This is a genomic window from Micromonospora sp. DT201, from assembly GCF_049841575.1.
Lineage (GTDB): Bacteria > Actinomycetota > Actinomycetes > Mycobacteriales > Micromonosporaceae > Micromonospora.
On the sequence record NZ_JBNCKP010000002.1, the window covers coordinates 380607 to 407225 of the forward strand.

A 26619-nucleotide genomic window follows, 5' to 3' on the forward strand; every position below is an offset into this window, starting at 1 on the left:
TATGCTCGCAAGGTGTCCACCGTTCCCGCCTTCAAGCGCCTGCCACGTGCCGTTCGTGAGCAACAGATGCTCGACGCGGCCGTCAAGGTCTTCTCCCGGCGCGGCTTCCACGGGGCCAGCATGGACGAAATCGCGGAGGATGCCGGCATTTCCAAGCCCATGGTGTACGCGTACCTCGGCACCAAGGAAGAGCTCTTCGTCGCCTGCCTGCACCGGGAGGGCACCCGGATGATGCAGGCCATCGCCGGCGCCGCCGCACCCGACCTCCCGGCGGACGTTCGGCTCTGGCGAGGGTTGAGGGCGTTCTTCGGCTTCGTGGGCGCGCACCGCGACGGGTGGGCGGTGCTCTACCGGCAGGCCCGCGGCGAGCAGCCGTTCGCCCGGGAGTTGGCCACCATGCGATCCCGGCTGGTCGAGGTGGTCGCCGGGATGCTCGACCACGCGCTGCGCGCCGAGGGCCGCGAGATCGCCGCCATCGACCTGGAGGTCGTCGCGTACGCCCTGGTCGGCGCGACCGAGTCGCTGGCCGACTGGCTCGCGGACCACCCGGACGCCGACCCGGAGAAGACCGCCACCCGGATGATGAACGTGGCCTGGCTCGGCGCCGCCCAACTCCTGCACGGCGTCACCTGGCGTCCGCCGGCCGACTGACGCCCCCGGCGGAGACAGCGTCGGTGCCCGGCTCGCCGACCCGCGCCGCATGGCGGCGGCGACCGCGGAGCCAACGAACCACCTCGACGATCAACGTCACCGTCAGGGCGAGGCCCAGACCCAGCAGCAGGCCGCGGAGCGGGTCCTGCTCGAAGGCCAGCCCGCCGACGTAGCCGACCAGCGCCGAGTAGAGCGCCCACGAGCCGGCGGCGAGCGCGTCGAAGGCCAGGAAGCGTCGCCGGGGATAGTGCACCGCGCCCATGGTGAGGGTGACCGCGGTGCGGCCGCCCGGCACGTACCGGGCCACGGTGAGGATCAGCCCACCGCGCGTCGCGATCCCCCGCCGAGCCCAGTCGGCGGCGGCCCGGCGACGACCGTCGGGCGGCAGCCGGTCGAGCAGCCGCGCGCCACCGGCCCGCCCGATGGCGTACGAGACGTGGTCGCCGACCAGCGCCCCGGCGGCGGCCACCAGGATCACCGCAGGCAGGTACGGCGCACCGGAAGCCGCGAACACCCCTGCCGTGATCACCGCCGTCTCGCTCGGCACCACGGGAAAGAAACCGTCGAGCACCGCGATCGCGAAGATCGCCAGGTACACCCAGGGCGAGGACATCGTCTCGTGCAGCAGGTCGAGTAGATCCATGGTCCCGATGCTGGTCTGGGCGGCGGCTCCTGCCATCGGCCACTGGTCAGTCGGACGGCACTACTTAGGTAGCGTCCGGCCCGGACGACGGGTAGGGGTTTTCCCCCAGCTCACCCGGGTCTGGCGGCGCGGGGCGGGCCGATCCGGCCGTGTGGCCCTACGCTCGCTGCGTGGCCTCCAGCGCCGTCGCCCTGCGGCGAGTCGTCCAGCGGTACGCCCCGCTGCTGCTCGCCGTGACGGTCGCGGCGGCGGTCTGGGCCAGCGCGACCGGTGACATCGGGGTCCGCTCGTCGCTCCCGGGTGCCGTCCCACTGGCACTCGCGCTGCTCTCCGGCTGGGCTGTCGCCATGGTCCGGACCCGCCGCTGGCCGTTGTTCCTGGCCGCGGCGGTCGGTTGGCTGGTGCTCGCCGCCGCGGCGGCCGGAGTGGTCGCCTCGTACCAGGCGGGTCTGCGGCTGCATGGTCGGCGGCTCGCCGGCTTCCTTGCCGGTGCGGCCGTGGTGCTGGCCGGCGGGGTGCTGATCGGGCTGGCGGTGGGTGGCGTACGCCGCATGACCACCGCAGCCAGCGGCAACGTGCTGATGCTCGCCGTTTGTCTGGTCGGACTTCCGCTGGTCTTCGGCCTCTGGGTGCGTGCGCGCCAGGAGACGCTTGCCGCCCTGCGGGACCGGGCCGAGCGACTGGAACGCGAGCAGGAGGCCCGCGCCGACCGGGTCCGTGCCGAGGAACGAACCCGGATCGCCCGGGAGATGCACGACGTGGTCGCGCACCGGGTCTCGTTGATGGTGGTGCATGCCGGGGCGCTGGAGGTGACCGCCGCAGACCCGACGACCGTCGAGGCTGCCGCGCTGATCCGGACGACCGGTCGGCAGGCGCTCACCGACCTGCGCGAGGTGCTGGGTGTGCTGCGACAGGCCGGCCCGGGCATGGCGCCGGAGCGCGGGCTGGACGCGCTGGACGCGCTGGACGAGTTGATCGGGGAGTCCCGCGCCGCCGGGCTGCGGGTGTCCCGCCGGGACGAGGGCGTGCCGACGGCATTACCGGCGACGCTGGGGCGCACGGCGTACCGGGTGGTCCAGGAGGCGTTGACGAACGTGCGCAAGCACGCCGCCGACGCCGAGACGATCGTCTGCCTGCGCTATCTGTCCGATGGCCTGGAGGTGCTGGTCCGAAACGGTCCGTCCGAGGGCGGGACGACGCTGCCCGGTGCCGGCCAGGGGTTGCTCGGGTTGCGCGAGCGGGTGGAGTTGCTCGGCGGCCGACTGGAGGCCAGGCCCGTGGACGGCGGCTTCCTGGTCCGGGCCCTGATCCCGATGGCGGGTGCGGCGTGATTCGGGTGGTGGTGGTCGACGACGAGCACCTGGTCCGCGCCGGGTTGCGGCTGATCCTGGAGGCGGCGGAGGACATCACCGTCGTCGGTGAGGCGGCGGACGGCGCCGGCGCGCTGGAGCAGGCCCAGCGGTTACGCCCCGATGTCGTGCTGCTCGACGTGCGGATGCCGGGTGTCGACGGGCTGACCGTCGCGCCGGAGGTGATCGCCGCCGGCGCGAAGGTGATCATGTTGACCACCTTCGACCTCGACGAGTACGTGCACCGGGCGCTCCGGGCCGGGGCGGTGGGATTCCTGCTCAAGGACACTCCGCCCCGCGAACTGGCCGCCGCCGTTCGCACCGTGGCCGCCGGGAACGCGATGCTCGCCCCGACGGTGACCCGGCGCATGATCAGCTCGTTCGCCGAACGTGGTCCGGCCCGTCGGGACGCCGCTCGTCAGCGGCTTGCCCCGCTCACCGCGCGCGAGTTGGAGATCGTCCGCGAGGTGGCGCGCGGGCTTGGCAACGCGGAGATCGCCCGGCGGTTGACGATGAGCGAGGCCACCGTGAAAGCACACGTCAGTCGGGCGCTGGCGAAACTCCAGGCGGGCAACCGGGTGCAGTTGGCCATCCTGGTGCACGACGCCGACCTGCTCTGACGGGTGTCAGGTCGGTCCGGCCCGGTCGGTGGTGGCGGCGCGGCAGCGGGCCCGGTGGCGCAGCCAACGGATGCCCTCGATGCCCAGCGTCACGATCACCGACAGGCCGATCCCGGCGAGGACGCCCTTGACGGGGTGCCGTTCGAAGGCCAGCCCACCGAAGTAGCCGAGCAGCCCGCAGTACAGGGCCCAGGTGACCGTCGCGATCGCGTCGTACAGCAGGAACGACCGGCGGGGATAGCGCACCGCACCCATGGTGAGGGTGACGGCGGTCCGCCCACCCGGCAGATACCGGGAGGTGGTCAGGATCAGCCCGCCGCGACGGTTCAGCGCGCGCCGGGCCCACTCCGAGCTGGCTCGTCGGCGGCTGCCATCGGGAAACCCGGCGAGTCGTCTCGCGCCGCCACCGCGCCCGATGGCGTACGAGACGTGGTCACCGGCGCAGGCGCCCAGCGCGGCGGCGACGATCACTGCCGCCAGCTTGGGATTTCCGCTGGTGGAGAGCACGGCGGCGGTGATGACGGCCGCCTCGCCGGGTACGGCTGGGAAGAACGCGTCGACCGCCGTGAGCCCGAAGATCAGCAGGTACACCCACGGTGAGGTGACCAGCTGTCGAAGCAGGTCGAGCGCGGAGTCCATGCCCCCATGCTCGCCGGATGCGACCCGCCCGGTGGCCGAAGACGCTGGATAACCCCCACCTCTCCCCCCCGCCGATCTTGCACTTTCTGTCCGAACCAACCCCTGCAAAAGCCGCATAACAACAACCGAAAGTGCAAGATCGACGGGGTGGGGGTGGGGGTGGGGCGGGGCGGGGCGGGGTGGGGTTGGGGTGGGGTTGGGGTGGGGGGCCTGCGGGGTGGGTCAAGTCGTGCGGGCCAGGGCTGGTGGGGCTAGCAGCGGGCCGTGCGGGGTCTTGTCGCTGGCGGTGGGGCCGTGCGAGGTCAGCACTACCGGCGTGGCCAACTCCGCGTGCACCGCCTCCGCCCAGTCCAGTGGTGGGTCGTCGTACAGCGGGCGGGAGCGCAGCAGGTGAGCGGTGAGCGCGGCCTGCCGGTCCAGGTCGCCGGGCGGACCCGGAGTGAGCCGGTCGGTGGTGTCGTAACGGCGGCAGATCCGCAGGCGGGGGCCGGCGAGGTCGAGGTGGGTGAGCGCCAGGCCGTCGACCCCGCCGGCGGCGGCGAGCGCGTACCGGTGGGCGACCGCGTCGAAGTGGCCGAACCGGAACCGGCCCTGCCACCGGTTCGTCGGGTTGTGCGGGTCGGCCAGCGGCAGGTCGGCGTCCTCCGTGACCAGCGGGCCGGGCCCGTGCCGGGTGGTGACCAGCCGGAGCACCCCGATCCGGGTCGCGCCGCCGGGCTGGCCCGCCTCGGCGAGCAGGTTGTCGACGTTGGCGAACGTGGTGGTGCTCCACGTGGTGTACGGGTGGAAGCCGTGCCATTCGTCGAGCAGCACCCCCTGCGCGCCCTCGAAGACGCAGGTCCCAGCGCGCAGCGCCCCGGCGAGCCAGGTGTGGTCGACGATCGCGACCCGCCCGGCGAACCCGGTGAACGCGGGCATGCAGTCCTCGACCGGTGGCGCGTCCAGCGGCCCAAGCTCGGCGGTCAGCCGGTCCCGCAGGGCGGTCAGACGGCGGCGTAGCAGCGCCGGGCTGCCGCAGTCGGCGACGCGGGGCGCGTCGTCGGGGTGGGCGAGCCCGTACGCGACGGCCTCGCCCACCCCCAGCCCGCAGGAGCCGTGCCGGTCGGCTCCCCGGGCGATCTCCCGGGCTCGGTTGGCTGCCCGGTGGTACGGGGTGGCGAGCAGCGCCGCCCCGTCGACGGTCAACCGGTCGAGCGCGTCGGGCACCCCGACCGTGGCGAGGTGGTCGGCCTCGGCGGCCAGCGCCAGCGGGTCCACCACCACGTGCCGCGACAGGTGCGTACGGACCCCGGGATGGAACGTGCCGGCGCCGAACTGCGCGAACGTGTGATGCCGCCCATCGCGCAGCACGACGTTGTGCGCCGCCTGCGCGCCCCCGTTGAAGCGGACCACCGTGTGCACCGGGCGGGTGGCACAGAGCCAGTCCACCACCGTGCCCTTGCCGGCGTCGCCGTAGCCGAGGTCGACCACCGCCACATGTCTCACAGCCGGGTCACCCCGCTGGTGGTGTCGCGGAAGACCGGCAGCGTCGGCACCTCGGCCCGTCGCCCGAGGCGGGCCAGTGCCTTCGACACGGTGCCGGTGGCACCGGAGCCGGCGCGGTCCAGGTCGCGTAGGCCCTCGTCCAGGTCGATGGCCTGCTCGCCGAGGCCGATGGTGAGCGCGATGGTCTCGCAGACCGCGTCGAGGTCGTCGAGCACGACGGCGTTCTGCCCGAGCAGGTCCCGCCAGAAGTCGAGCACCTTGGCGTTGCCGGCGTAGTGGCTGCCGGCGGGGAGCAGATAGTAGGTGTCCCAGCAGCGGGTCACCTCGTCGACAACCTGCCGTAGCGGTACGTTCTCGGCCAGGTCGTCGCCGATCAGACCGGCCACCTCCCGGGCCTTTGCCTGCGGGTACGCCAGCTCGTCGCCGATGATGAACAGGTAGCCGCGCCGGCCGCGCTTCTCCCAACCGTCGGTGCGGGTGTGCCGGGCCATGAAGTACATGGCCAGCTCGTACGACTCGGTCATCTGCCCACCGCCACCGCCCTCCAGCACGATCCGGCCGAGGTCGTCGTCCATCCGGTTGTCCGATTCGAACTGGCCGACCTGCAATGGCACCCGGTCACAGGTGGCGTCGCCGATCGCACCGAACATGATCTGCGGGTCGCTGGCGTAGCCCTGCCGTTGCAGCAGCCCGAGCAGTTGCGGCAGCTTGGTCTGCAGGACGCGTGGCACGTTGCGCATCGAGCCGGTCACGTCGAAGAGCACTGCGATGGCGGTTGAGCGCGGGTGCTCGTCGGAGTCGCGGCTCTCGCGCATCGCGTCTCGGGGGTCGAGCGCCGGGTGCACGGTGCGCGCGCCGCTGTCGCTGTAGGAGAACGCGCTGCGGCCGGTGGAGCGCCGGTAGCGGTCGGCGGCGTCGTACACGTCGGTGGACCAGATTCCACTGCCCATGACAGCTCCTCCAGGGGGTGCGGGGTGAAGGGTCGGAAGGTGCGTGGCCCGTAGAGCCGGTCCAGCACCTGGTCGAGTTCGCGGAGCAGTCGCCAGGCGTCGTCAGGCCCGGAGACCAGGGGCTGTGGTCCTCATCGCACCGTCTCCTCGCGGGCGGGGCGTAGCAGCGCCGGGTGCAGCAGTCGGGCGTCGCCGGCCCGGTAGAGCCGGGCGCGGGGGCCGCCCCGGGCACCACCACGCTCGGTGTTGGCGCCCGTGCTCTCCACGAAGCCCGGCACGGAGAGCACCTTGCGGTGAAAGTTTCCGGCGTGCAGCGGGTGGCCCCAGACCGTCTCGTAGACCGCGCGCAGCTCGCTGATCGTGAACTCGGCGGCGAGGAAGCGCGTGGCGAGTGGGCTGTATTCCAGCTTGGACCGCGCCCGCTCCAGCCCGTCGTCGATGATCCGGCCGTGGTCGAAGGCGAGCTGCCGGCTGGTCAGCGCGGTCACCGGCAGCCAGATCGCCGCGTCGGCGTCGGTGCCGGCGGCCGGGTCCGGCAGGTCGGGGGCGAACGCTAGGTGGGCGACGGAGACGACGCGCATCCGCGGGTCACGATCGGGGGAGCCATAGCTGCCCAACTGCTCCAGGTGTACGCGGCGCAGCCGAACGCCCCCGAGCCCGGCCTCCTCGGCCAGCTCCCGTCGGGCGCCGGCGGTCAGGTCCTCGTCTGGGTGGACGAAGCCGCCGGGCAGCGCCCAGTGGCCGGCGAAGGGCGGCTGGCCGCGCTGGATCAGCAGCAGGTGCAGTGCGCCGTCGCGGATGGTCAACGCCACCACGTCGACGGTCACGGCGACCGACGGGTAGGCCCCGGGGTCGTACGCCGCTAGGAACTCCTGCTCGTTGACCATGTCTCTCTCAATCTGAGAACATCTCGATGTGAGAAGAACCTAGCGCATGAGAACGCCCCCGCCAAGCCCCAATCCGGTCTCAGCGCACGAGACCCGCCAGGTGGGGTCGGCCGCGCGAGTCGTGCAGGGCGAACCCGCCGTCCGGCAGAAGGGCGAAGCTCACCGTGCTCGGCAGTTGTACGGGCAGCTTGAACGCGACCTCGACGGCGTAGGCGTCCGGCAACCGGTTCTCCAACGCGGCCAGGCAGCGAGCCTTGCTCCACATGCCGTGCGCGATCGGCCGACGGAAGCCGAACAGCCGCGCCCCGAGCAGGGACGTGTGGATCGGGTTGCGGTCGCCGGAGACCCGCGCGTACTGCGTGCCGACCCGGGGTTCCACCCGCCAGCGGGCCGTGGCAGCCGGTGCATCGGGGCGTTCACCCCGGTCGCGCCGCTCACCGCCGCCGGGCCTGCGCTCCCGACCGAGGTACGTCGAGACACCGCGCCAGACCTCCGCACCGTCGACCGAGCCGACCAGCACCACGTCCACCTGCCGGCCTCGGTCGTGTGGGCGCAGGTTCTCCGCGTACGTCGTGAAGTCGAGGGTCTCGTCGGCGGTGATCGGGCGGCGCACGGTGATCCGGTTGCCGACGTGCACCAAGCCGGTCAGCGGGATCGGGAACTCCGCGGCGGTCATCAGCCGGAGGGCCAGTGGAAAGCCCATGACGTGCGGGAACGTCGCGGGCAGCCGGTCGGTGAGCCGGAATCCGCAGACCCGGTCGTAGTCGGCCAGCTGAGCCCGGTCGACGGTCACCCCCCGCGCGGCCAACTCGACCGCCGGCAGGTCGGGCCCACGCCGCCGGCCGCCGAGGCCCGGCAGCGCACCGAGCAACGCCCGCCGGTAGAGCGCCCCGGCCGATGGCCCCTTCGGCGTGACCATCACGCCCCCAGGAGGCTCTGGCCGCAGACCCGGACCACGTTTCCGCTGACCGCGCCGCTGGCCGGCCAGGCCAGCCAACCGATCGTCTCGGCCACGTCCACCGGCAACCCGCCCTGGGCCAGGCTGTTCATCCGCCGCCCTGCCTCGCGAACCACAAGCGGGATGCGCGCGGTCAGCCGCGTCTCGATGAAACCGGGGGCCACCGCGTTGACGCTGATGCCCCGCTCACGCAGGGCCGGGGCGAGCGAGTCGACCAGCCCGATCACGCCGGCCTTGCTGGTGGCGTAGTTGGTCTGCCCCCGGTTGCCGGCGATCCCGGCGATCGAGGAGACCGACACGATCCGCCCGCCCGTCGGGATCAGCTCCCGTTCCAGCAGCACGTCGTTGATCCGCTCCTGGCTGGAGAGGTTGACGTCGATCACCTGGTCCCACCGCTCGGCGTCCATCCGGCCGAGCGTCTTGTCCCTGGTGATGCCGGCGTTGTGCACCACCACGTCGACCCGGCCGTGCCGACCGGCCAGGTGGTCGGCGAGCCGGGTCGGCGCGTCCGGCGCGGTCAGGTCGAGCTGCACGGCCGTGCCGCCGATGTCGTTCGCCACTGCCGCGAGTGCATCCCCGGCGGCCGGGATGTCCAGCGCCACGACCCTCGCGCCGTCACGGGCGAGCACCTTCGCCAGCGCCGCACCGATACCCCGGGCGGCACCGGTCACCAGCACGACCTGTCCGTCGAGTGGGCGATCCCAGTCGTCCGGGGCACTCGCCGCGCCTGCACCGACCCGGATGACCTGCCCCGAGACGTACGCGGAGCGGCCGGAGAGGAGGAACCGGAGGGTCGATTCGAGGCTCGTGAGTGGGCCGGCCGAGTGGGCCGGACCGCCCGTTGCGGTGCTGTCGGCGCGGGTCACGTAGACGAGTTGCGCGGTGGTGCCCCGGCCGAACTCCTTGCCGATGCTGCGGACCAGCCCTTCGAGAGCGCGCTGAGCGGTCGCCTCGCGGGGCGTCGCGCACTCCTGCGGCGGGGTGCCCAGCACGATCACCCGGCCGCTGGGCAGCACTGCACGGGCCTGCGGGTGAAAGAAGTCGTAGAGCTGGCGCAGGCCGGTCGAGTCGGTGATCCCGGTGGCGTCGAAGAGCAGTGCGGCGTACCGCTGCGGGGTGCCGGCGGCGGCGGTGTTGGCGGCCGGGTCGGCCAGCTGGACCCCGGCGCTGGTCAGGATCTTGGTGATTGGTTCGGCAAGCCGGCCGCCGGTGGCAGCGCCGAGCAGGGCTGGCCCGGGCAGCAGCGGGTCGCCGGGGTGGTGCCGGCGCAGTCGGGGCGGGTCGGGCAGCCCGAGGCGCTTGACCAGCGCGCGGCCGGCGGCCGATTGGACGAAGCTCGCGTACCTGTCGGTCATGGGCGTAGCCTACTGGCGAGTAGGGTTCGAGCAACACGTGTCGAGGAGGCGGATCGTGCAGAGCATCCGGCGGGTCGCGGTCATCGGGGGCAACCGAATCCCCTTCGCCCGTTCCAACTCCCGCTATGCGGACGCGTCCAACGCGGACCTGCTCGGTGCCGCACTGGACGGCCTGATCGCCCGGTACGGGCTGGCCGGGCAACGGGTCGGCGAGGTCGTGACCGGGGCGGTGCTCAAGCACTCCCGGGACTTCAACCTCACCCGCGAGGTGGTCCTCGGCTCCCGGCTCGACCCGCACACCCCGGCGTACGACATCCAGCAGGCGTGCGGCACCGGCCTGGAGGCGGCGATCCTGGTCGCCAACAAGATCGCCCTCGGTCAGCTCGACGTGGGCATCGCCGGAGGTGTCGACACGACCTCCGACGCGCCGCTCGCGGTCAACGAGGAAATGCGGCGCACGCTGCTCAAGCTCAACTCCGCCCGCACGCTGGGCGACCGACTCAAGGTCGCGGCGAAACTGCGCCCGCTCCAGCCGTTCAAGCCGGAGATCCCACGCAACGCCGAACCGCGTACCGGGCTGTCCATGGGTGACCACGCCGCCCGCACCGCCCTGCACTGGCAGATCGACCGGCGCTCCCAGGACGAGTTGGCGCTGCGCTCGCACCAGCGGCTGGCCGCCGCGTACGACCGGAACTTCTTCGACGACCTGATGACGCCGTACCTGGGGCTGACCCGCGATGCGAACCTCCGCCCCGACACCAGCCTGGAGAAGCTCGGCTCCCTCAAGCCGGTCTTCGGCACCCGCGGCCCGGGCGCCGAACACGCCACCATGACCGCCGGCAACTCGTCGCCGCTCACCGACGGCGCGTCCACCGTGTTACTGGCCAGCGAGGAGTGGGCTGCCGCGCACAACCTGCCGGTGCTGGCCTGGTTCAGCTGGTCGGAGACCGCGGCGGTGGACTTCGTGCACGGCGACGAAGGGCTGTTGATGGCCCCCGCGTACGCGGTGCCACGGATGCTGGCCCGGGCCGGGCTGACGCTGCAGGATTTCGACTACTACGAGATCCACGAGGCGTTCGCGTCGCAGGTGCTGGCCACCCTCGCCGCCTGGGAGTCGCCGGAGTTCTGCAAGGACCGCCTCGGCCTGGACGCACCGCTGGGTGCCATCGACCGCGACCGGCTCAACGTCAACGGCTCGTCGCTGGCCGCCGGGCACCCGTTCGCCGCCACCGGCGGGCGGATCGTGGCGACCCTGGCCAAGCTGTTGGCCGAGCGGGGCAGCGGAAAGGGGCTGATCTCGATCTGCGCCGCGGGTGGCCAGGGTGTGACCGCGATCCTGGAACGCTGACCGCGCCGAACGTCCCTTACGGACGGACCCGCCAGCAGGCGTTAACGGTCCGTTCAGGAACCGGCCCGCTGGTGGAGGGTTTACCACGCGATGGTGATCGCTGCCGCGCCCTCGGCGCGGCATCGATCGCTCCTGCGTGCGGAACGGGGCCGTAACACGATGGAGTCCGTCGTCCCACGGACGACCACCCTTTCGGTGGTCATCCCAATGTTCAATGAGACTGCGGTCATCCCGGCCCTGGTCGCCCGGCTGCGGCCGGTGCTTGACGCACTCGGCGTCGACTACGAGGTGGTCGCCGTCGACGACGGCAGCCGGGACGACACCGTGTCGGTGCTCTTCGACCACGGGCGGGACTGGCCGCAGCTGCGGGTGCTCCGACTGCGGCGCAACAGTGGCCACCAGGCGGCGCTGACCGCAGGCCTCCACCGTGCCGTCGGCCAGTGGGTGGTCAGCCTCGACGCCGACCTCCAGGACCCGCCGGAGACCATCGCCGAGATGCTCCGAGTGGCCCGCGAAGACGGTGTGGACGTCGTCTACGGCGTGCGCGCCGACCGCAGCACCGACACGATCTTCAAGCGCAACACCGCCCGGGGCTACTACTGGGTGATGCGCCGGCTCGTCGGCGCCGACCTGCCCGCGCAGGCCGGCGACTTCCGGCTGCTCAGCCGGGACGTGATCGAGGTGCTGCGCCGGCTGCCCGAACGCGCCCCGGTCTACCGGCTGCTGGTGCCGTCGCTCGGCTTCCCCAGTGCCGAGGTGCGCTATGACCGCGCGGCACGGGCCGCCGGGGAGACGAAGTATCCGCTGCGCCGGATGGTGGCCCTGGCCTGGGAGAGCACGGCCAACTTCTCGGCCGCACCACTGCGAATTGCCACCTGGCTGGGGATGTCGAGCTTCCTGCTCTGCCTCGCGCTGATCGTGTTCGGCATGGTCGCCCACGTTTCCGGCACCACGATCCCCGGCTGGACCTCGATGTTCGTCGCGGTGCTGCTGCTCAGTGGGGTACAGCTGGTCTGCCTCGGCCTTCTGGGCGAGTACGTCGGCCGGATCTACGCCACCGTGCAGAACCGGCCAGCCTTCCACGTCGGGTTCGACTCCCTCGACAAGTTGCCCGGCGCCGAGACCGTCGACGACGGCGCGCGTACGCCGAACTTCGGACCGGTGGTCAACGCCCGTGGCTGACACCCTGCTGGCCGAGCGGATCGACACCCCGGCCCCGGCGGCACGCCGAAACGTCCTCCTGCCGGTACTCACCACGCTCCCGTGGGCGCTCGTCATCGCCGCCCTGCTCGTGGTCTGGTCACGCGGCGACGTGCCGGTCCCTGACCTCGCCCGGTTCTCCGCGTACTGGGTGTTCGCGCTGGTGCTTCCCGGGACCCTGGTGCACCGCGCACTGCGCGGCAGCCGGGGCAACCTTCCGGAAGACCTCGCCTTCGGCGCGGCCACCGGCCTGCTACTCGAAATCGTCGCCTGGGCGTTGGCCGCGGCGACCGGCCAGCAGGCCCTGCTGCGCTGGTGGCCGCTGCCGGTAATTGTCGCCTTCGCCGCCGTCCCCCGGCTGCGCCGGCACTGGCGGGTCGGCGAGCGCCGACCGCTGCCGGTCGTGTGGCACTGGGCGATGGGCGTGGCGCTGTTGGTGGTGGTGGCCTGGGGGTACATCCAGTGGCGGATGGTCCCGCTGCCTCCGGTGTACGGCGGCTATTACCAGGACCTGCTCTACCACCTGGGGCTGGTGCAGGAGCTGACCCGGGCGATGCCGTTCGAGTTGCCGCACGTCGCGGGGGAAGGGCTGCGCTACCACTACCTCTCGGACGCGCACATCGCCAGCGCCAGCATGATCACCGACATCCCACCGGCGGTGGTGCTGCTGCGACTCTGGCTGGTGCCGGTGATCGGCACGGCGGTGGTGCTCGCGGGCGGGCTCGCCCGCGACCTGAGTGGCGCCGTCTGGGTCGGCCCGGTGGTCGCCGTCGCGGGCTTCGTCGGGACGACTGTCACGCTCGGCTCGGCCGTGGGCGCGTCCGGTGAGATGCCGCTGTCGTACGCCAGCCCGTCGCAGACGTACGTGCTGGTGCCGTTACTGCTGCTCGTCGGGCTCTGCGTCGACGTGGCGCGGGGGCGTTCGCTTGGCCTGGCCTGGGCACTGGTCCCGGTGCTCGGCCTGATCTGTGCGGGGGCGAAGTCCAGTGCGCTGCCACCGCTGATCGCCGCCCTGGGTCTCACCGCGGCCGTGTTCTGGTGGCGGGAGCGGCGGCCTCCGCGGCCTGCCCTGGTGGCACTGGCCTGTCTCGTGGCGGCGATGGGGCTCGGCTTCCGGCTGTTCGCCGGTGGCGGGGCATCCACGCTGCGCGTGCAGGCGTTGGCGTTGCTGCACTTCATCGGCCCGTACTCCGAGACGCTTGGTGGGGGCGACGGAATCTGGCCGGACGCGCCACTGCCGCCGGGCATCAACGACGGCGGGGCCCTCGGCTGGCTGCTGGCGTTCTCAGTTGTCGTCTGGTGGGTGCTGGGCCAAGCGCCACGGTGGGTGGGCATGAGCCTGCTCGTCGAGCGGGGGCACCGGGCCGATCCGGCCGTTTGGCTGCTCGCCGGCACGGTGCTTGCCGGCGCTGCCACCACCTGGGTGTTCCAGCACCCGTCGATCAGCCAGATCTACTTCTGGATGGGTGTCATCCCGGTCGGCGCCGTACTGACCGTCTGGTCGCTCGCCGCAGCCCGGGCACCCTGGCCGGTGCTGGTGGTGCCCGCCGTAGCCGGCGCGCTGGCGGCGATGGCCACGGCCGGCACGGTGACGGGTTTCGCCCTGCCGCGGATCGCCCGTCCCGGCACCCCCTACACCTCGACCATCGAGGGATGGCTGCGGGTGCTGGGTGTCTCGGCCGTTCGGTACGTGCTGTTCGTGGCGGTGGCCGCCGCGCTCGCCGTCGGGGTGGCCGCCCTGTGGCGGCGGCGCGTCCCGTCACCCGGGGGTCGTCGGCGGATGGCAACGGTCGCGATGGCCGGGGTCACCGCCGCGATGCTCGGTGCCAGCCTCGCCGTCGCCGTGGGTGGGGTCGTCCGGTCGGTGCTGAGCGAGCCGGTGCCGGCGACCGGGCCACAGTCGTACGCGCTGACCGTCGACGAGATGCGCGCGGCTCTGTGGCTGGACGAGCACGCCGCCGCCGACGACGTGGTCGCCACCAACGTGCACTGCCGACCGGTGCAGACCACGCAGCACTGCGATGCCCGGGCGTTCTGGGTGACCGGTCTGGGCGGGCACCGGACGGTGGTGGAGAGCTGGGGTTACACCGATGCGGTCGTGGCCGCGCACGGCGTCGACAACCTGGGGTACGCCCGGCAGAACTTCCCCGATCAGGAGTTGCTCGCGTTCAACGACGGGGTGTTCACCGCCCCGACCGTGGCCGACCTGGATCGGCTCCGGACGCAGCACGGGGTCCGGTGGTTGTTCGCCGACAGCCGGGCGGGCGCGGTGTCGCCGGAGCTGGCCCGGCTGACCCAGGTTCGGCTGGTCGCCGGCTCGGTCACGGTCTACGAGCTCAGCCGCCCCTGACGGCCTCGGCAACCCCGGCCCGGTTCAGGTGAAGGCCTGCGGGTACGGGACAATGAGGTACGTGACGACGATCCCCAACGTGCTGGCCAACCGGTACGCCTCGCCCGAATTGGTCGCCCTCTGGTCTCCGGAGGAGAAGATCCGGATGGAGCGGCGGCTCTGGCTCGCCGTGCTCCGCGCTCAGCGCGACCTGGGCGTGCCGGTGCCGGACGGCGTGGTCGAGGCGTACGAGCGGGTGCTCGACCAGGTGGACCTTGCCTCGATCGCGGAGCGTGAGCGGGTCACCCGGCATGACGTGAAGGCCCGGATCGAGGAGTTCAGCGCCCTCGCCGGGCACGAGCACGTGCACAAGGGGATGACCTCACGGGACCTCACCGAGAACGTCGAGCAGCTTCAGGTGCGCGCCTCGCTGGAGCTGATCCGGGACCGGGTGGTGGCCACCCTCGCCCGACTGGCCTGGCTGGCACACGAGCACTCCGAGCTGGTCATGACCGGCCGTTCGCACAATGTGGCGGCGCAGGCCACCACGCTCGGCAAGCGCTTCGCGTCGGCGGCCGAGGAGCTGCTGATCGCGTACGAGCGGTTGGAGGAGTTGATCGCCCGCTACCCGCTGCGCGGGATCAAGGGGCCGGTCGGCACGGCCGCCGACCAGTTGGACCTCTTCGACGGCGACGCGGACAAGGTGGCCGAGTTGGAGCGGCGGGTCGCCGAGCACCTGGGCTTCTCCCGTGTGCTGGACAGCGTCGGGCAGGTCTACCCGCGTTCGTTGGACTTCGACGTGCTGGCCGCGCTGGCGCAGACCGCCGCCGCGCCGTCGTCGCTGGCCACCACGATCCGGCTGATGGTCGGGCAGGAGTTGGCGACCGAGGGCTTCAAGCCTGGTCAGGTCGGCTCCAGCGCGATGCCACACAAGATGAACACCCGCTCGTCGGAGCGGGTGAACGGCTTCGCCGTGATCATCCGGGGTTACCTGTCGATGATCGGCGAGCTGGCCGGTGACCAGTGGAACGAGGGGGACGTGTCCTGCTCGGTGGTCCGTCGGGTGGCTCTGCCGGACGCGTTCTTCGCGGCGGACGGGCTGTTCCAGACGTTCCTCACGGTGCTTGACGAGTTCGGCGCGTACCCAGCGGTGATCAACCGGGAGCTGGAGCGGTTCCTGCCGTTCCTGGCCACCACGAAGATCCTGGTGGCGGCGGTCCGGCGTGGTGTCGGCCGGGAGGTCGCCCACGAGGTGATCAAGGAGCACTCGGTCGCGGTGGCCCTGGCGATGCGCGAGAAGGGCTCGCCGGAGAACGACCTGTTCGACCGGTTGGCGGCGGACGGCCGGCTCGGCCTGTCCCGCGCCGATATCGACACCCTGGTCGCCGATCGCACCGCCTTCGTCGGTGCCGCCCGAACCCAGGTGGAAGCGGTAACAAGCCGAATCACCAAGGTGGTCCAAAGCCACCCAAATGCCGCAACCTACTCCCCACCCCCCATCCTCTAACCCCCGGCGACTTTCGGCGCCTTACGTCACTGCCGGACCCCACGTCACCTACCCCGGACATGATCGACACCACATCGCCGACATTGGGGTATCCCTCGCCTCGGATGCCCCCATGTCGGCGAAATGGAGTTGATCAGCCCCGACGGGGGTGGGGCCGGGCCGGGCGGGAGCAGTGGGTGGGTGGTTAGTCGCCGGTTGGGGTTTCTGCGGCGGTTCTGAGGTTGGGGGCGCTGGCTGGTTCGGCGATGCCGCCGGGAGACCCGGTGAAGCCCGCGACCTCCGCGGTCCCCGCCGCGACGGCCGGCTGGTCCGCCGGCATGACCTCGGGCATCTTGGGTACGGCGACCACTGCCGTTCCGTACGCGCAGATCTCCATCCACATCTCACCGCAGTCCCGGCTGTCGAAGCGCATGCCGATCACCGCGTTCGCGCCGAGCCGCAGGGCCTCCTCGCCGAGCCGGGACACCGAGTCGGTGCGCCAACGGGTCAGGTTGTCCGGGGCCAACGGGTCGTACGCGCCACCGCGCAGGTTCTTGACTCCCTCGCGGTACGGGTTGCGTGTCCTGGCCATCGATGACACCACCTCACCGAGAATTTGGCGGATCTCATAGCCGGGCAGTTGCTCTGTCGTCACGACCAGCACGTTTCCGATGCTGTCAGGAGTGGCGCGACCCGATCGGGTGGATTGTTCACCTGATCGGATGCTGCAAAACGACGCGGCGCGGACGGCCGGCACGCAGTCGACCATCCGCACCGCCCGGGGTGTTAACCGTCAGACACCGGCCACCGAGGTGATCCAGGCCCGGTTGTACGCAACGCTGCCGTAATTCTGGATGCTGTAGCCGTCGGCCGTGGAGGCGACGCCGACCTGTTGGCCGTTGTAGAACTGTGGGCCACCCGAGTCGCCCCGCCATGCGTTACCGCTGATCTCGGTGCTGCGGATCGCCTGCCCGCCGTACGCGTCGGTGACGCTGTTGCTGGTCACCCGCACGGTGGCGGTCTTCAACTGGCTGGACGCGGAGCAGCCGCTGTAGCAGGTCATGCCCCAGCCGTAGATCGAGTTCGTCGAGTTGATGGGTGGGTTGCTGCTGGCAAGGGTCACCGTCGAGGTGCTGACGGTGCTGGAGAGCCGCATGAGGGCGAGATCGTTGCGGGTGTAGGTGGCGCTGATCGTGCGGGTGACCCCGCCCGAGGCGCGGTAGACGCTGCCGACCCGGACCGACATGGTGCCGCTGATGCAGTGCCGGGCGGTGAGCACCCACTGCGGGGCGATGACGCTGCCGGAGCAGGTGAACGAGCCGTTGCTCAGCACCGCGGCGGCCCAGGGGGCGGACGAGACGGTGGTGCCGCCGATGATGGGTTGCGGGCCGGGCGGGGCGGCGGACGCGCCGGAAGCGGCGCCGAGGATGCCGACCAACGCGGTGCTGACGGCGATGAGCAGGGGGCGGATGCGCATCGGGTGGACTCCTTGGGCGGGGCGGACCCGGGGTCGCCGGGTGCGGGAGGGTGGCAGCGGGGATCCCCGCCAACGCTTCAAATCGACCTACATCGATGTACGATAGGGCCCGAGGTCATCGTTATCAAGATGTCGATCGAGATCGCCGAATGTAACGATTCGGCCACCCGCAGCGCCGTATATGTCCTGCTGAGGCCACCTGTCGCGCTTGTTGGGTCACCCTGAGCGTCGGTAGTGTCGATCACTGCCTGAACTGCACCCGGCCGGTGCGTCCGGGGCGATAACTGCCAGGTACGCTGGCTGCGCTCGCCCGTTGTGGGTCGGCACCCAACTGCGTACACAGTCAGGAGTGCCCCAGTGCCTCGCGTCGTCGTCGACGTCATGCTCAAGCCCGAGATCCTTGATCCTCAGGGCCAGGCCGTCGCAAACGCGCTGCCCCGGCTCGGCGTCGGTGACGTCGCCTCGGTTCGGATCGGCAGGCGGATCGAGATCGAGTTCACCGGTGAACCGGACCTGGACCGTGCTCGGGAAATTGCCGACAAACTGCTCGCCAACCCGGTCATCGAGGACTTCACCGTCCGCGTGGTCGAGGCCGACGAGACTGCGGACGCCCGCTCGTGACCGCCCGGGTCGGTGTGGTCACCTTCCCTGGCTCGCTCGACGACGGGGACGCGGCCCGGGCCGTCCGGATCGCCGGCGCTGAGCCGGTCCGGCTCTGGCACGGTGACCCGGATCTGCACGGGGTGGACGCGGTCGTCCTTCCCGGCGGTTTCTCCTACGGTGACTACCTGCGTTGCGGCGCCATCGCGCGGTTTGCCCCCGTGATGGAGACGATCGTGGACGCCGCCCAGGGCGGCCTGCCGGTGCTCGGCATCTGCAACGGCTTCCAGATCCTGTGCGAGGCGCACCTGCTGCCCGGGGCACTCACCCGCAACCAGCACCTGCACTTCCGCAACCGGGACCAGGTCCTGCGCATCGAGTCGGCCGGCACCGCGTGGACCAACGCGTTCCAGCCTGGCCAGGAGGTGCTCATCCCGGTCAAGAACGGCGAGGGCTGCTACGTCGCGGACACCGCGACGCTGGACCAGCTCGAAGCCGAAGGCCGAGTGGTCGCCCGCTACATCGGCGGCAACCCCAACGGGTCGCAGCGCGACATCGCCGCGATCACCAACGCCGCAGGCAACGTGGTCGGCATCATGCCGCACCCCGAGCACGCGGTGGAGGCGCTCACCGGCCCGTCGTTGGACGGCCTCGGCTTCTTCACGTCGGTCCTCAAGCACCTGGTGGGGGCACCAGCGTGAGCGTGATCGGTCAGCTCAACCGCCGGCTTGGCGGGCGCGAGCGCAGCGAGGAGAGGTCATGACCACCCATCCGGACCCGGTACGCGACACGCCGGAGGCGTACTCCGCCCCGGCGCAGCCGGCCGAGCCGAGCCTGGCGCAGCCCGTCGCACCGGCGACCGCTCCCGCTGCACCGGCCACCACCGCCTGGACCGAGGGCGTGGACACCGTGCCGCGCGCCGGTGGCACCCCGGGCGAGCTTCAGCCGTACACCGAGCTGGGTTTGCGCGACGACGAGTACGACCGGATCCGGCAGATCCTCGGCCGCCGGCCCACGCAGTCCGAGCTCGCGATGTACTCGATCATGTGGAGCGAGCACTGCTCCTACAAGTCGAGCAAGGTGCACCTGCGTCAGTTCGGTGAGAAGGCCCCGCACAGCGACCGGATGCTCGCCGGCATCGGCGAGAACGCCGGTGTCGTGCAGGTCTCCGACGAGCTGGCGGTCACCTTCAAGGTCGAGTCGCACAACCACCCGAGCTTCGTCGAGCCGTACCAGGGTGCGGCGACCGGTGTCGGCGGCATCGTCCGCGACATCCTCGCCATGGGCGCCCGCCCGGTCGCGGTGATGGACCCGCTGCGCTTCGGTGCCGCGGACCACCCGGACACCGCCCGGGTGCTCACCGGCGTGGTTGCCGGTGTCGGCGGCTACGGCAACTGCCTCGGCCTGCCCAACATCGGTGGTGAGCTGGTCTTCGACCCCTCCTACCAGGGCAACCCGCTGCTCAACGCGCTCTGCCTGGGCGTGCTGCCGGTCAGCCGGCTCCAGAACAAGGCCGCCGCCGGCCCGGGCAACGTTGTCGTGCTGATGGGTGCCAAGACCGGCCGGGACGGCATCGGCGGTGTCTCGGTGCTGGCCAGCGCCACCTTCGACGAGGGCAGCGAGGCGCGCCGCCCCGCCGTGCAGGTCGGTGACCCGTTCACCGAGAAGCTGCTGATCGAGGCGTGCCTCGAGCTGTACGACGGCCAACTGGTGGTCGGCATCCAGGACCTCGGCGGCGCCGGTCTGACCTGCGCGCTCACCGAGACCGCCGCCGCTGCCGGCACCGGCATGCGGGTCTGGCTGGAGCGGGTGCCGCTGCGCGAGCCTTCGATGGACCCGCACGAGATCCTGGCCAGCGAGTCGCAGGAGCGGATGCTGCTGGTCGTCGAGCCGGACAAGCTCGACGCGGTGCTCAAGACCTGCGAGAAGTGGGGCGTGCTGGCCACCGCGATCGGTGAGGTCACCGCACCGGAGCCGGACGGCCGCCCCGGTCGACTGGCGATCACCTGGCAGGACCACCTGGTCGTCGACGTGCCGCCGGGTTCGCTCGTCGACGACGGCCCGGTCTACGCCCGGCCGATGCGCGAGCCGGCCGACCTGATCCTGCTCCAGGCCGACCGGGCCGAGACGCTGCCCCGCCCGGCCGACCCGGAGGCGCTGCGGGAGACCGTGCTGCGCATGATCGCGTCGCCCAACCTGGCCGACAAGACCTGGGTCACCGAGCAGTACGACCGCTACGTGCTGGGCAACACCGTGCTCGCCCAGCCGGAGGACGGCGGCGTGATCCGGATCGACGAGCGGACCGGTCTCGGCGTGGCGCTGTCGTTGGACGGCAACGGTCGGTACGCCCGACTGGACCCGTACAACGGCACCAAGCTGGCCCTGGCTGAGGCGTACCGGAACGTGGCGGTGACCGGCGCGAAGCCGATCGCCGTGACCAACTGCCTCAACTTCGGCTCCCCGGAGGACCCGGGCGTGATGTGGCAGTTCGCCGAGGCCGTGCGTGGCCTGGCGGACGGCTGCCTGGAGCTGGGCATCCCGGTGACCGGCGGCAACGTCAGCTTCTACAACCAGACCGGCGCGGCGGCCATCCACCCGACCCCGGTGGTCGGTGTGCTGGGCGTGCTGGACAACGTCGCCGACCGGGTGCCGATGGGCTTCGTCCCGCGTGCTGGTGGCGACCACGACCAGCTCTTCCTGCTCGGCGAGACGAACGTGGAGCTGTCCGGCTCGGAGTGGGCCTGGGTGACGCACGAGCACCTCGGCGGCATCCCGCCGCAGGTCGACCTCGCGCGGGAGAAGACGCTCGCCGACCTGCTGTCCGAGGCGGCCCGCGTCGGCCACCTCAGCTCGGCGCACGACCTCTCCGACGGCGGCCTCGCACAGAGCCTCGTCGAGTCCTGCCTGCGTCGCGGCGTCGGTGCCCGGGTCGCGGTGCCGGAGCAGTTCAGCGAGGGCTCGATGCCGTTCGTCTACCTGTTCAGCGAGTCCGCCACGCGGGCGCTGGTGTCGGTGCCGCGGGGCCACGAGAAGGCGTTCGCGGCGCTCTGCGCCGAGCGGGGCGTGCCGTTCGAGCTGATCGGCGTCACCGACCCGTCCGGCGGCGCACTCGAGGTGCACGGTCAGTTCAGGATCGGCCTGGACGAGCTGCGCGCCGCGCACACCGAGACGTTGCCGCGTCTCTTCGGGGGCTCGGCGGCTGTCGAGGTGCCCGCGCCGGCCGCTGGCGTGGCGGGTGCGGTCGAGGCCGTCCCACTGCCGGTCGCCCACGCCGAGCCCGTCGCCGTGGCGGAGGTGGTCTCCGAGCCGATCGCATCGAGCGGCCCGGTCCCGCAGACCGGTGCGGTCGAGCCGGTCGAGTCGGAGCAGCCGACCACCGACCAGGGCGGGTCTGACGCCGGTGCCAACGCGCCGTCGCCTGACGAGCGCTGAGGCGTTGGCGGCCGCCGTCTACGGCCAACCCGGTTCCGGTGCCCGGTTCGATTGGGGGCTGACCGGGGCGGCCGAGCTCGGCCGGGTCTGCGCGGCGCTGGTGGTGGTGGACGTTCTGTCGTTCACCACCGCCGTGGAGGTGGCGGTCGCCCGTGGCATGCGGGTGCACCCGTTCCCCTGGGGTGAGCAGGCCGCCGACTACGCGCTGCGGGTCGGCGCGGTCGCCGCGGTGGGTCGTCGGCGGACGACCGCGGAGCATCCGTGGTCGCTCTCACCTGCCGCGCTGAGCAGAGCGCCGGTGGTGGCGGACCTGGTGCTGCCCTCACCGAACGGCTCCGCCATCAGCGCCGCCGCCAGCGCTACCGGTCTGCCGGTGGTCGCGGCGTGCCTGCGTAACGCCCGCGCCGTCGGGCGTTGGCTGCGCCGCCAGGGGTACGGCACGGTGGAGGCTCCGATCGGTGTGATCGCCTCGGGGGAACGGTGGCCGGACGGGTCGCTGCGCCCATCGGTGGAGGACCAGCTCGGCGCTGCCTCGGTGCTGGATGCTCTCTCCGGCGTGCCGGGCGGGCTGTCCGTGGAGGCGGCCATGGCGCTTGCCGCGCTGGCGAGCACTCCGGATGTGCCCGCAGCAGTGCGCGGCAGCGTTTCCGGGCGGGAGTTGACCGAGGGCGGCTTTGCCGAGGACGTGGACGTCGCCGTCCGGATCGGCGTGTCGGACGTCGTGCCGGTGCTCCACCAGGGTGTCTTCTCCGCCGCTTGAGCAACGCGGGCGGGAGCCCGTCGCCAGCACCTTGCCAGCCTTCTGATCGACGCCGGACGCCTTACCGCGACTAGATCCTGATACAGCGAAACGGTCACCCGGATCTCCGGGTGACCGTTTCCGTGCGCTGTGGTCGGTCAGTCGTCCAACCAGTCGAGGCGTCGGCCGCCCCGCTCGGTCGGCGGCGGGGGGGTGTCCGGTCGGGTCCGGCCGGCGGGCGGCTGGCCGTAGCCGCCCTGGTCGTAGCCTCGCTCGTCGTAACCGCTGCGCTGCTGCGGGGGCTCCTGGCCGTAGGCGTTGCCCTGGTCGTAGCCGCCGCCGCTGGCCGGTTGGCCGTAGCCGCCCTGGTCGTAGCCTCGCTCGTCGTAACCGCTGCGCTGCTGCGGGGGCTCCTGGCCGTAGGCGTTGCCCTGGTCGTACCCGCCGCCGCTGGCCGGTTGGCCGTAGCCGCCCTGGTCGTAGCCGCCGGCCTGCTGGCCGCCATACCCTGCGGTCGGCTCGGCAGCCCGGCCGCCGTACGGGGCCGGGTCGGGCTGGCCGTACCCCTGCCCCTGCTCCGGCTGGTAGACGCCGGTGGCGTACGGGTCGGCCGGAGCCGGGTACTGGGTGCTGTCGCCGGTGTACCGGCCGGTTGGCTCGTCGTACCGTTCGCCGTAGGCAGCTCCGCCAGCGGGAGCCGGCGGGTAGGCCGCCGTGCCGCCTGAGGCGGTGTAGTCACGGCTGCCGTAACCGCCACCGGAGGCCGGTGCGTTGCCATAGCCACCGGAGGCCGGTGCGCCGCCGTAGCCCGCGCCGGAACCGGGGGCGGCACCATAGCCGTCACCGTAGCCGCCCTCGGGGCCTGCCGGATTGCCGTAGCCGCCGCCCGAGGCAGGCGCGTTGCCGTAGCCGCCACCGGAGGCGGGCGCGTTGCCGTAGCCGCCGGCGCCATAACCGCCGGGTGCTGGCTCGTCGCCGTAGCCGGCGCCGCCCCAGCCCTGCTGGCTCGCACCGCCGTACGCCTGCGCCGGTGCACCGTACGGGTCCGGCGGGACGTCGTCGACGACCGGGCGGTGCATCATCGTCGGCGCCTCGCTCAGCGCCGCACCGCCGACCATGGTCGGGTCCGCCCCGGCGCCGGGCCGACCGCCGGCCATCCGGGTCTGGTCATCGGAGCCGCGGTATCCGCCCCGCGCCGGCGGCACCACAGCGCCACCAGCCGTCGCCGGAGCGTCGTCGTCGTCGCCGTTCTCCTTGCGCTTCATCCAGAGCAGCACGATCGTGCCCACACCGGCGGCGACCAGGAGGCCACCGAGCAAGATGATCAGGTACGAAGAGCCTGAGCCGTCGTCGCTGTCCTTGTTGGCCGCGGCGTCCGCCGGGGGACCTTCGCTGGCCTCATCGGCGGCCTCGTCCTCCGTGCCCTCCTCGGTCGCCTCCTCGGTGGGAGTCGCCTCGGCGGTGGCGGACGGCGTGACGCTGGGCGTCACCTCGACCTTGAGCGCGAGGCTGATCCGCTGCCCGGTGACGGACTGCCCGGCGCTGGCGTTGATGGTCTTCCGGGTCACCACGTTGTCGAAGGTGGCACCCAGGTCGATCCGACCTGGTGCGATCGGGTTGGCCGTGCTGCCGGTGAAGCGGAAGTTGCCGCTACGGTCGCTGGTGGTGTCGAAGGTCTTGCCGGTGCTGTCCAGCAGCATGACCACCGCGTTCGGCACTGCCTTGCTGTCGGCCTGAGCGACCACCTTGCCGGAGATCGACTGCACGGTCTGCTTCTGCGGTGGCGCAGCGGGCTTGCCAACCAACGTGACGCTGGTCGACGCCTCCTGGCTCTGCTTGATCGCGCCGTTGGAGTCCGTGGCCTTCACGGTGATGTTGGCGCTGCCGTTGGCCGCGTCATCGGCGAGCTTGAAGGTGGCGTCGTAGGTGCCACTCGACGTCACTCGGCCGCGGGAGCACCCGTCGACGCAGGTCAGCTTCGGGTTGCTCGAGCTGAAACTGATGTCAGCCGGCTCCGCGCCGTCTTCGAAGGCGAGTTTGTAGCTGATCTTCGTGGTCTTGCCGGCCTCGACGCTGCTCGGGGATGCCGAGACATCTGTGACGTCGGGAGCGGCCAAAGCTGGTGTGGCGGGGACGGCGAGCAGAGCGCCGGCAACCAGCGCTACGACCACACCGGCCCGCTGCTTCCAGGCACGTCGGTGTGTTGACACGTCCACCGCCTTCCGGGCTGACTTCCCTCTGACCGGCGGGGCGCCGGGCCGGGGATCATCACGGTTCGAATACGCCGTCGGCAACTATGCCTTGTCCGACTGGATCGGCGCGACCCAGGGCCAGCGTCGGGTGTCCGGCCTGCGGGTCGTATCGTCCCGTCGTGTCCTCTCCGCACAGTAAGTCCGCTGCCGTTGCGGCGGCTTTGTCGGCTCTCGACGAGGGTCGTACGCCCGAACGGCCGGTGTTCCGGGAAGCGGTCCGGTCGTTGTTGGCCGTCCTCGCGGAGCGTGCCCCCGGCCGATCGGTTGAGGTGCGTGTCCCACCATACGGTGCGATCCAGTGCGTACCGGGGCCTCGACACACCAGAGGAAACCCGCCAAACGTGGTCGAGATGGCCGCCGACACCTGGTTGGAGCTGGCAACCGGGAGGATCGGGTGGGCGGAGGCGGTCGCCGAGGGTCGCGTCCAGATGAGCGGTGTCCGGGCGGACCTCTCTGCCTATCTGCCCCTCTAGCTGCCTCGGTGCCCTACTCGGGGTGACGCTCAGCGTGGGCTCCGTGACTATCTGTATTGACGGCGTTTCGCGTACACTGTCAGGCGACGAGAGTGGTCCCGGCAGGGGAGTGTGGATCCGCCCGTGATCCCGCCCGGCCGATCCAGACCAGCATGAGGGAGCGGTAGGTGCCCCGAGGCGACGGCCGGCTGAGCCACGACCTTGACCCCCAACGACCCGGCCCGCAAGACGCCTGTGGCGTCTTCGGCGTCTGGGCGCCCGGCGAAGAGGTTGCCAATCTGACCTACTTTGGCCTCTATGCCCTGCAGCACCGCGGCCAGGAGGCGGCGGGCATCGCGGTGAGCGATGGCTCCGGTGTGGTGGTCTACAAGGATCTTGGCCTGGTGGCCCAGGTCTTCGACGAGCCCACCCTGGCGAGCCTGCGCGGCCACCTGGCGATCGGGCACGCCCGCTACTCCACCACTGGCGCGTCGAACTGGGAAAACGCCCAGCCGACGATCCGGTCGACCACCTCCGGCACGACCATCGCGCTGGCCCACAACGGCAACCTGGTAAACACGGCCGAGTTGGAGAAGGAGGTCGCCGAGCGCGGCCTCGTCGCGGACGGTTCGACAAACGACACCTCCCTGGTGACGATGCTGCTGGCCGGCCGACCGGATCTGTCGGTCGAGGCAGCCGCACTGGAGGTGCTGCCGCAGCTGCGCGGCGCGTTCAGTTTCGTCTTCATGGACGAGTCGACCCTCTACGCGGCCCGCGACCCGCACGGCGTCCGTCCGCTGGTGCTCGGCCGCCTAGAGCGCGGCTGGGTGGTGGCCAGTGAGACGGCCGCACTGGACATCGTCGGTGCCAGTGTGGTCCGCGAGGTCGAGCCGGGCGAGCTGATCGCGATCGACGAGAACGGGCTGCGTTCCACCCGGTTCGCCGCGCCGGAGCCGAAGGGCTGCCTCTTCGAGTACGTCTACATCGCCCGCCCGGATGCCACGATCGCCGGGCGTAACGTGCACGCGACTCGGGTGCAGATCGGCCGGCAGTTGGCCAAGGAGCACCCGGTCGAGGCGGACCTCGTCATCGGCGTACCGGAATCCGGCATTCCAGCCGCGATCGGCTACGCGGAGGCGTCCGGCATCACCTACGGTGCCGGCCTCATGAAGAACCCCTACGTGGGTCGCACCTTCATCCAGCCGTCGCAGACCCTGCGTCAGCTCGGCATCCGGCTCAAGCTCAACCCGCTGCGGGAGAACGTCCGGGGCAAGCGTCTGGTGGTCGTGGACGACTCGATCGTGCGTGGCAACACCCAGCGCGCCATCGTCCGGATGCTACGTGAGGCGGGGGCGCTGGAGGTCCACGTCCGGATCTCCTCCCCTCCGGTCAGCTGGCCGTGCTTCTACGGCATCGACTTCGCCACCCGGGCGGAACTGCTGGCCAACGGGTTGGACAACGACGGCATCCGGCGGTCCATCGGCGCCGACACGCTGGGCTACGTTTCGCTTCCTGGCCTGATCGCCGCGACCGAGCAGCCGAAGACCCGGTTGTGTCGGGCGTGTTTCGATGGGGAGTACCCGATCGAGCTGCCGGCCGGCGACCTGATCGGCAAGCACGTGCTCGAAGGGGTGGGCCGACGCGTCGCCAACTCGGCGCTGGAGGCCCCGCACACCAACGGCTCGTCCGTCGCCACTCCGGGTGGCGTTACCGCAAACCGCCCGTAGCACCAACCGGCGCGGCCCGGCCACCGCCGGCGGCACCGAG

Annotated in this window: 23 protein-coding genes; 13 read left to right on the plus strand and 10 right to left on the minus strand. The window is 71.6% G+C overall.

What is annotated here, in order from left to right:
- The first annotated feature begins 12 nt into the window (after positions 1-12).
- Positions 13-651 (plus strand): TetR/AcrR family transcriptional regulator, encoded by a 639-nt coding sequence (locus ACLQ28_RS05565; protein WP_425685100.1) that lies wholly within the window; start codon positions 13-15, stop codon positions 649-651.
- Here the strand turns inward: ACLQ28_RS05565 and ACLQ28_RS05570 are convergent.
- A complete protein-coding gene (locus ACLQ28_RS05570) occupies positions 626-1294 on the minus strand; it encodes a DedA family protein (protein WP_425685101.1) in 669 nt (222 codons plus the stop codon). The genes ACLQ28_RS05565 and ACLQ28_RS05570 overlap by 26 nt on opposite strands.
- Before the next feature lie 170 nt (positions 1295-1464).
- Between ACLQ28_RS05570 and ACLQ28_RS05575 the strand changes: the two genes are divergently transcribed.
- Positions 1465-2625, plus strand: coding sequence for a sensor histidine kinase (locus tag ACLQ28_RS05575; RefSeq protein ID WP_425685102.1), 1161 nt, complete (start codon positions 1465-1467; stop codon positions 2623-2625).
- On the plus strand, positions 2622-3263 hold the full coding sequence (locus ACLQ28_RS05580) for a response regulator (protein ID WP_425685103.1): 642 nt from the start codon (positions 2622-2624) through the stop codon (positions 3261-3263). The genes ACLQ28_RS05575 and ACLQ28_RS05580 overlap by 4 nt, the downstream gene beginning before the upstream one ends.
- Positions 3264-3269: 6 nt before the next feature.
- Here ACLQ28_RS05580 and ACLQ28_RS05585 read toward each other — a convergent pair whose 3' ends face one another.
- The 6 genes from ACLQ28_RS05585 to ACLQ28_RS05610 form a co-directional block, all read right to left on the minus strand.
- Positions 3270-3902, minus strand: a complete 633-nt coding sequence (locus ACLQ28_RS05585; protein ID WP_425685104.1) for a DedA family protein — start codon at positions 3900-3902, stop codon at positions 3270-3272.
- Positions 3903-4124: 222 nt separating this feature from the next.
- Positions 4125-5387, minus strand: coding sequence for an adenylosuccinate synthetase (locus tag ACLQ28_RS05590; protein ID WP_425685105.1), 1263 nt, complete (start codon positions 5385-5387; stop codon positions 4125-4127).
- Positions 5384-6337 (minus strand): hypothetical protein, encoded by a 954-nt coding sequence (locus ACLQ28_RS05595; RefSeq protein WP_425685106.1) that lies wholly within the window; start codon positions 6335-6337, stop codon positions 5384-5386. Before ACLQ28_RS05595 ends, ACLQ28_RS05590 begins: the two co-directional genes overlap by 4 nt.
- A 131-nt stretch (positions 6338-6468) precedes the next feature.
- Complete coding sequence (locus ACLQ28_RS05600) at positions 6469-7224, minus strand: NUDIX hydrolase (RefSeq protein ID WP_425685107.1); 756 nt, start codon at positions 7222-7224, stop codon at positions 6469-6471.
- A gap of 79 nt (positions 7225-7303) precedes the next feature.
- Entirely contained in the window at positions 7304-8143 is an 840-nt protein-coding gene (locus ACLQ28_RS05605; protein ID WP_425685108.1) for a MaoC family dehydratase, read from the minus strand.
- Complete coding sequence (locus ACLQ28_RS05610; protein WP_425685109.1) at positions 8143-9537, minus strand: 3-oxoacyl-ACP reductase; 1395 nt, start codon at positions 9535-9537, stop codon at positions 8143-8145. The genes ACLQ28_RS05605 and ACLQ28_RS05610 overlap by 1 nt, the downstream gene beginning before the upstream one ends.
- Before the next feature lie 55 nt (positions 9538-9592).
- On the opposite strand from ACLQ28_RS05610, the gene ACLQ28_RS05615 reads away from it, so the two are divergent.
- The 4 genes from ACLQ28_RS05615 to purB all read left to right on the plus strand — a co-directional run bounded on the left by ACLQ28_RS05615 (position 9593) and on the right by purB (position 15921).
- Positions 9593-10885, plus strand: coding sequence for an acetyl-CoA C-acetyltransferase (locus ACLQ28_RS05615; protein ID WP_425685110.1), 1293 nt, complete (start codon positions 9593-9595; stop codon positions 10883-10885).
- A gap of 159 nt (positions 10886-11044) precedes the next feature.
- Complete coding sequence (locus tag ACLQ28_RS05620) at positions 11045-12067, plus strand: glycosyltransferase family 2 protein (protein ID WP_425685111.1); 1023 nt, start codon at positions 11045-11047, stop codon at positions 12065-12067.
- The gene (locus ACLQ28_RS05625) at positions 12060-14435 is read left to right on the plus strand and encodes a hypothetical protein (RefSeq protein WP_425685112.1); all 2376 of its coding nucleotides are present in this window, start codon (positions 12060-12062) and stop codon (positions 14433-14435) included. The genes ACLQ28_RS05620 and ACLQ28_RS05625 overlap by 8 nt, the downstream gene beginning before the upstream one ends.
- A gap of 61 nt (positions 14436-14496) precedes the next feature.
- On the plus strand, positions 14497-15921 hold the full coding sequence (gene purB / locus ACLQ28_RS05630; protein ID WP_425685113.1) for an adenylosuccinate lyase: 1425 nt from the start codon (positions 14497-14499) through the stop codon (positions 15919-15921).
- Between the two features lie 184 nt (positions 15922-16105).
- On the opposite strand, the gene ACLQ28_RS05635 is transcribed toward purB, so the two are convergent.
- Positions 16106-16669 carry a YbjQ family protein gene (locus tag ACLQ28_RS05635; protein WP_425685344.1) on the minus strand — a complete coding sequence of 188 codons (564 nt, stop codon included), beginning with the start codon at positions 16667-16669 and terminating at the stop codon, positions 16106-16108.
- A 24-nt stretch (positions 16670-16693) separates the two neighbouring features.
- Complete coding sequence (locus tag ACLQ28_RS05640) at positions 16694-17377, minus strand: S1 family peptidase (protein WP_425685114.1); 684 nt, start codon at positions 17375-17377, stop codon at positions 16694-16696.
- Positions 17378-17734: 357 nt separating this feature from the next.
- Here ACLQ28_RS05640 and purS point away from each other — a divergent pair, with 357 nt between their 5' ends.
- Genes purS through ACLQ28_RS05660 form a run of 4 tightly spaced genes read left to right on the plus strand, consistent with a single transcriptional unit; the run spans position 17735 to position 22169 of the window.
- On the plus strand, positions 17735-17998 hold the full coding sequence (gene purS / locus ACLQ28_RS05645; protein WP_350854676.1) for a phosphoribosylformylglycinamidine synthase subunit PurS: 264 nt from the start codon (positions 17735-17737) through the stop codon (positions 17996-17998).
- Entirely contained in the window at positions 17995-18678 is a 684-nt protein-coding gene (purQ, locus tag ACLQ28_RS05650) for a phosphoribosylformylglycinamidine synthase subunit PurQ (protein WP_425685115.1), read from the plus strand. The genes purS and purQ overlap by 4 nt, the downstream gene beginning before the upstream one ends.
- 58 nt (positions 18679-18736) lie before the next feature.
- Positions 18737-21409 (plus strand): phosphoribosylformylglycinamidine synthase subunit PurL, encoded by a 2673-nt coding sequence (gene purL / locus ACLQ28_RS05655; RefSeq protein ID WP_425685116.1) that lies wholly within the window; start codon positions 18737-18739, stop codon positions 21407-21409.
- 4 nt (positions 21410-21413) lie between these two features.
- Positions 21414-22169, plus strand: a complete 756-nt coding sequence (locus tag ACLQ28_RS05660) for a 2-phosphosulfolactate phosphatase (RefSeq protein ID WP_425685345.1) — start codon at positions 21414-21416, stop codon at positions 22167-22169.
- Between the two features lie 137 nt (positions 22170-22306).
- Here ACLQ28_RS05660 and ACLQ28_RS05665 read toward each other — a convergent pair whose 3' ends face one another.
- Positions 22307-24358, minus strand: a complete 2052-nt coding sequence (locus ACLQ28_RS05665; protein ID WP_425685117.1) for a carboxypeptidase regulatory-like domain-containing protein — start codon at positions 24356-24358, stop codon at positions 22307-22309.
- Between the two features lie 161 nt (positions 24359-24519).
- Between ACLQ28_RS05665 and ACLQ28_RS05670 the strand changes: the two genes are divergently transcribed.
- Together ACLQ28_RS05670 and purF are read left to right on the plus strand one after the other, a co-directional pair.
- Positions 24520-24873, plus strand: coding sequence for a sterol carrier family protein (locus ACLQ28_RS05670; protein ID WP_425685118.1), 354 nt, complete (start codon positions 24520-24522; stop codon positions 24871-24873).
- Between the two features lie 167 nt (positions 24874-25040).
- Positions 25041-26579, plus strand: coding sequence for an amidophosphoribosyltransferase (purF, locus tag ACLQ28_RS05675; protein ID WP_425685119.1), 1539 nt, complete (start codon positions 25041-25043; stop codon positions 26577-26579).
- Positions 26580-26619: the final 40 nt, after the last annotated feature.

Excerpts from the sequence above, each read along its gene's own strand:
- ACLQ28_RS05570 (WP_425685101.1), bottom strand. The coding sequence starts at position 1,294 with ATGGATCTACTCGACCTGCTGCACGAGACGATGTCCTCGCCCTGGGTG.
- ACLQ28_RS05640 (WP_425685114.1), bottom strand. The coding sequence starts at position 17,377 with ATGCGCATCCGCCCCCTGCTCATCGCCGTCAGCACCGCGTTGGTCGGC.
- ACLQ28_RS05585 (WP_425685104.1), bottom strand. The coding sequence starts at position 3,902 with ATGGACTCCGCGCTCGACCTGCTTCGACAGCTGGTCACCTCACCGTGG.
- ACLQ28_RS05600 (WP_425685107.1), bottom strand. The coding sequence starts at position 7,224 with ATGGTCAACGAGCAGGAGTTCCTAGCGGCGTACGACCCCGGGGCCTAC.
- ACLQ28_RS05635 (WP_425685344.1), bottom strand. The coding sequence starts at position 16,669 with ATGGTCGACTGCGTGCCGGCCGTCCGCGCCGCGTCGTTTTGCAGCATC.
- ACLQ28_RS05595 (WP_425685106.1), bottom strand. The coding sequence starts at position 6,337 with ATGGGCAGTGGAATCTGGTCCACCGACGTGTACGACGCCGCCGACCGC.
- purL (WP_425685116.1), top strand. The coding sequence starts at position 18,737 with ATGACCACCCATCCGGACCCGGTACGCGACACGCCGGAGGCGTACTCC.
- ACLQ28_RS05605 (WP_425685108.1), bottom strand. The coding sequence starts at position 8,143 with ATGGTCACGCCGAAGGGGCCATCGGCCGGGGCGCTCTACCGGCGGGCG.
- ACLQ28_RS05610 (WP_425685109.1), bottom strand. The coding sequence starts at position 9,537 with ATGACCGACAGGTACGCGAGCTTCGTCCAATCGGCCGCCGGCCGCGCG.
- ACLQ28_RS05620 (WP_425685111.1), top strand. The coding sequence starts at position 11,045 with ATGGAGTCCGTCGTCCCACGGACGACCACCCTTTCGGTGGTCATCCCA.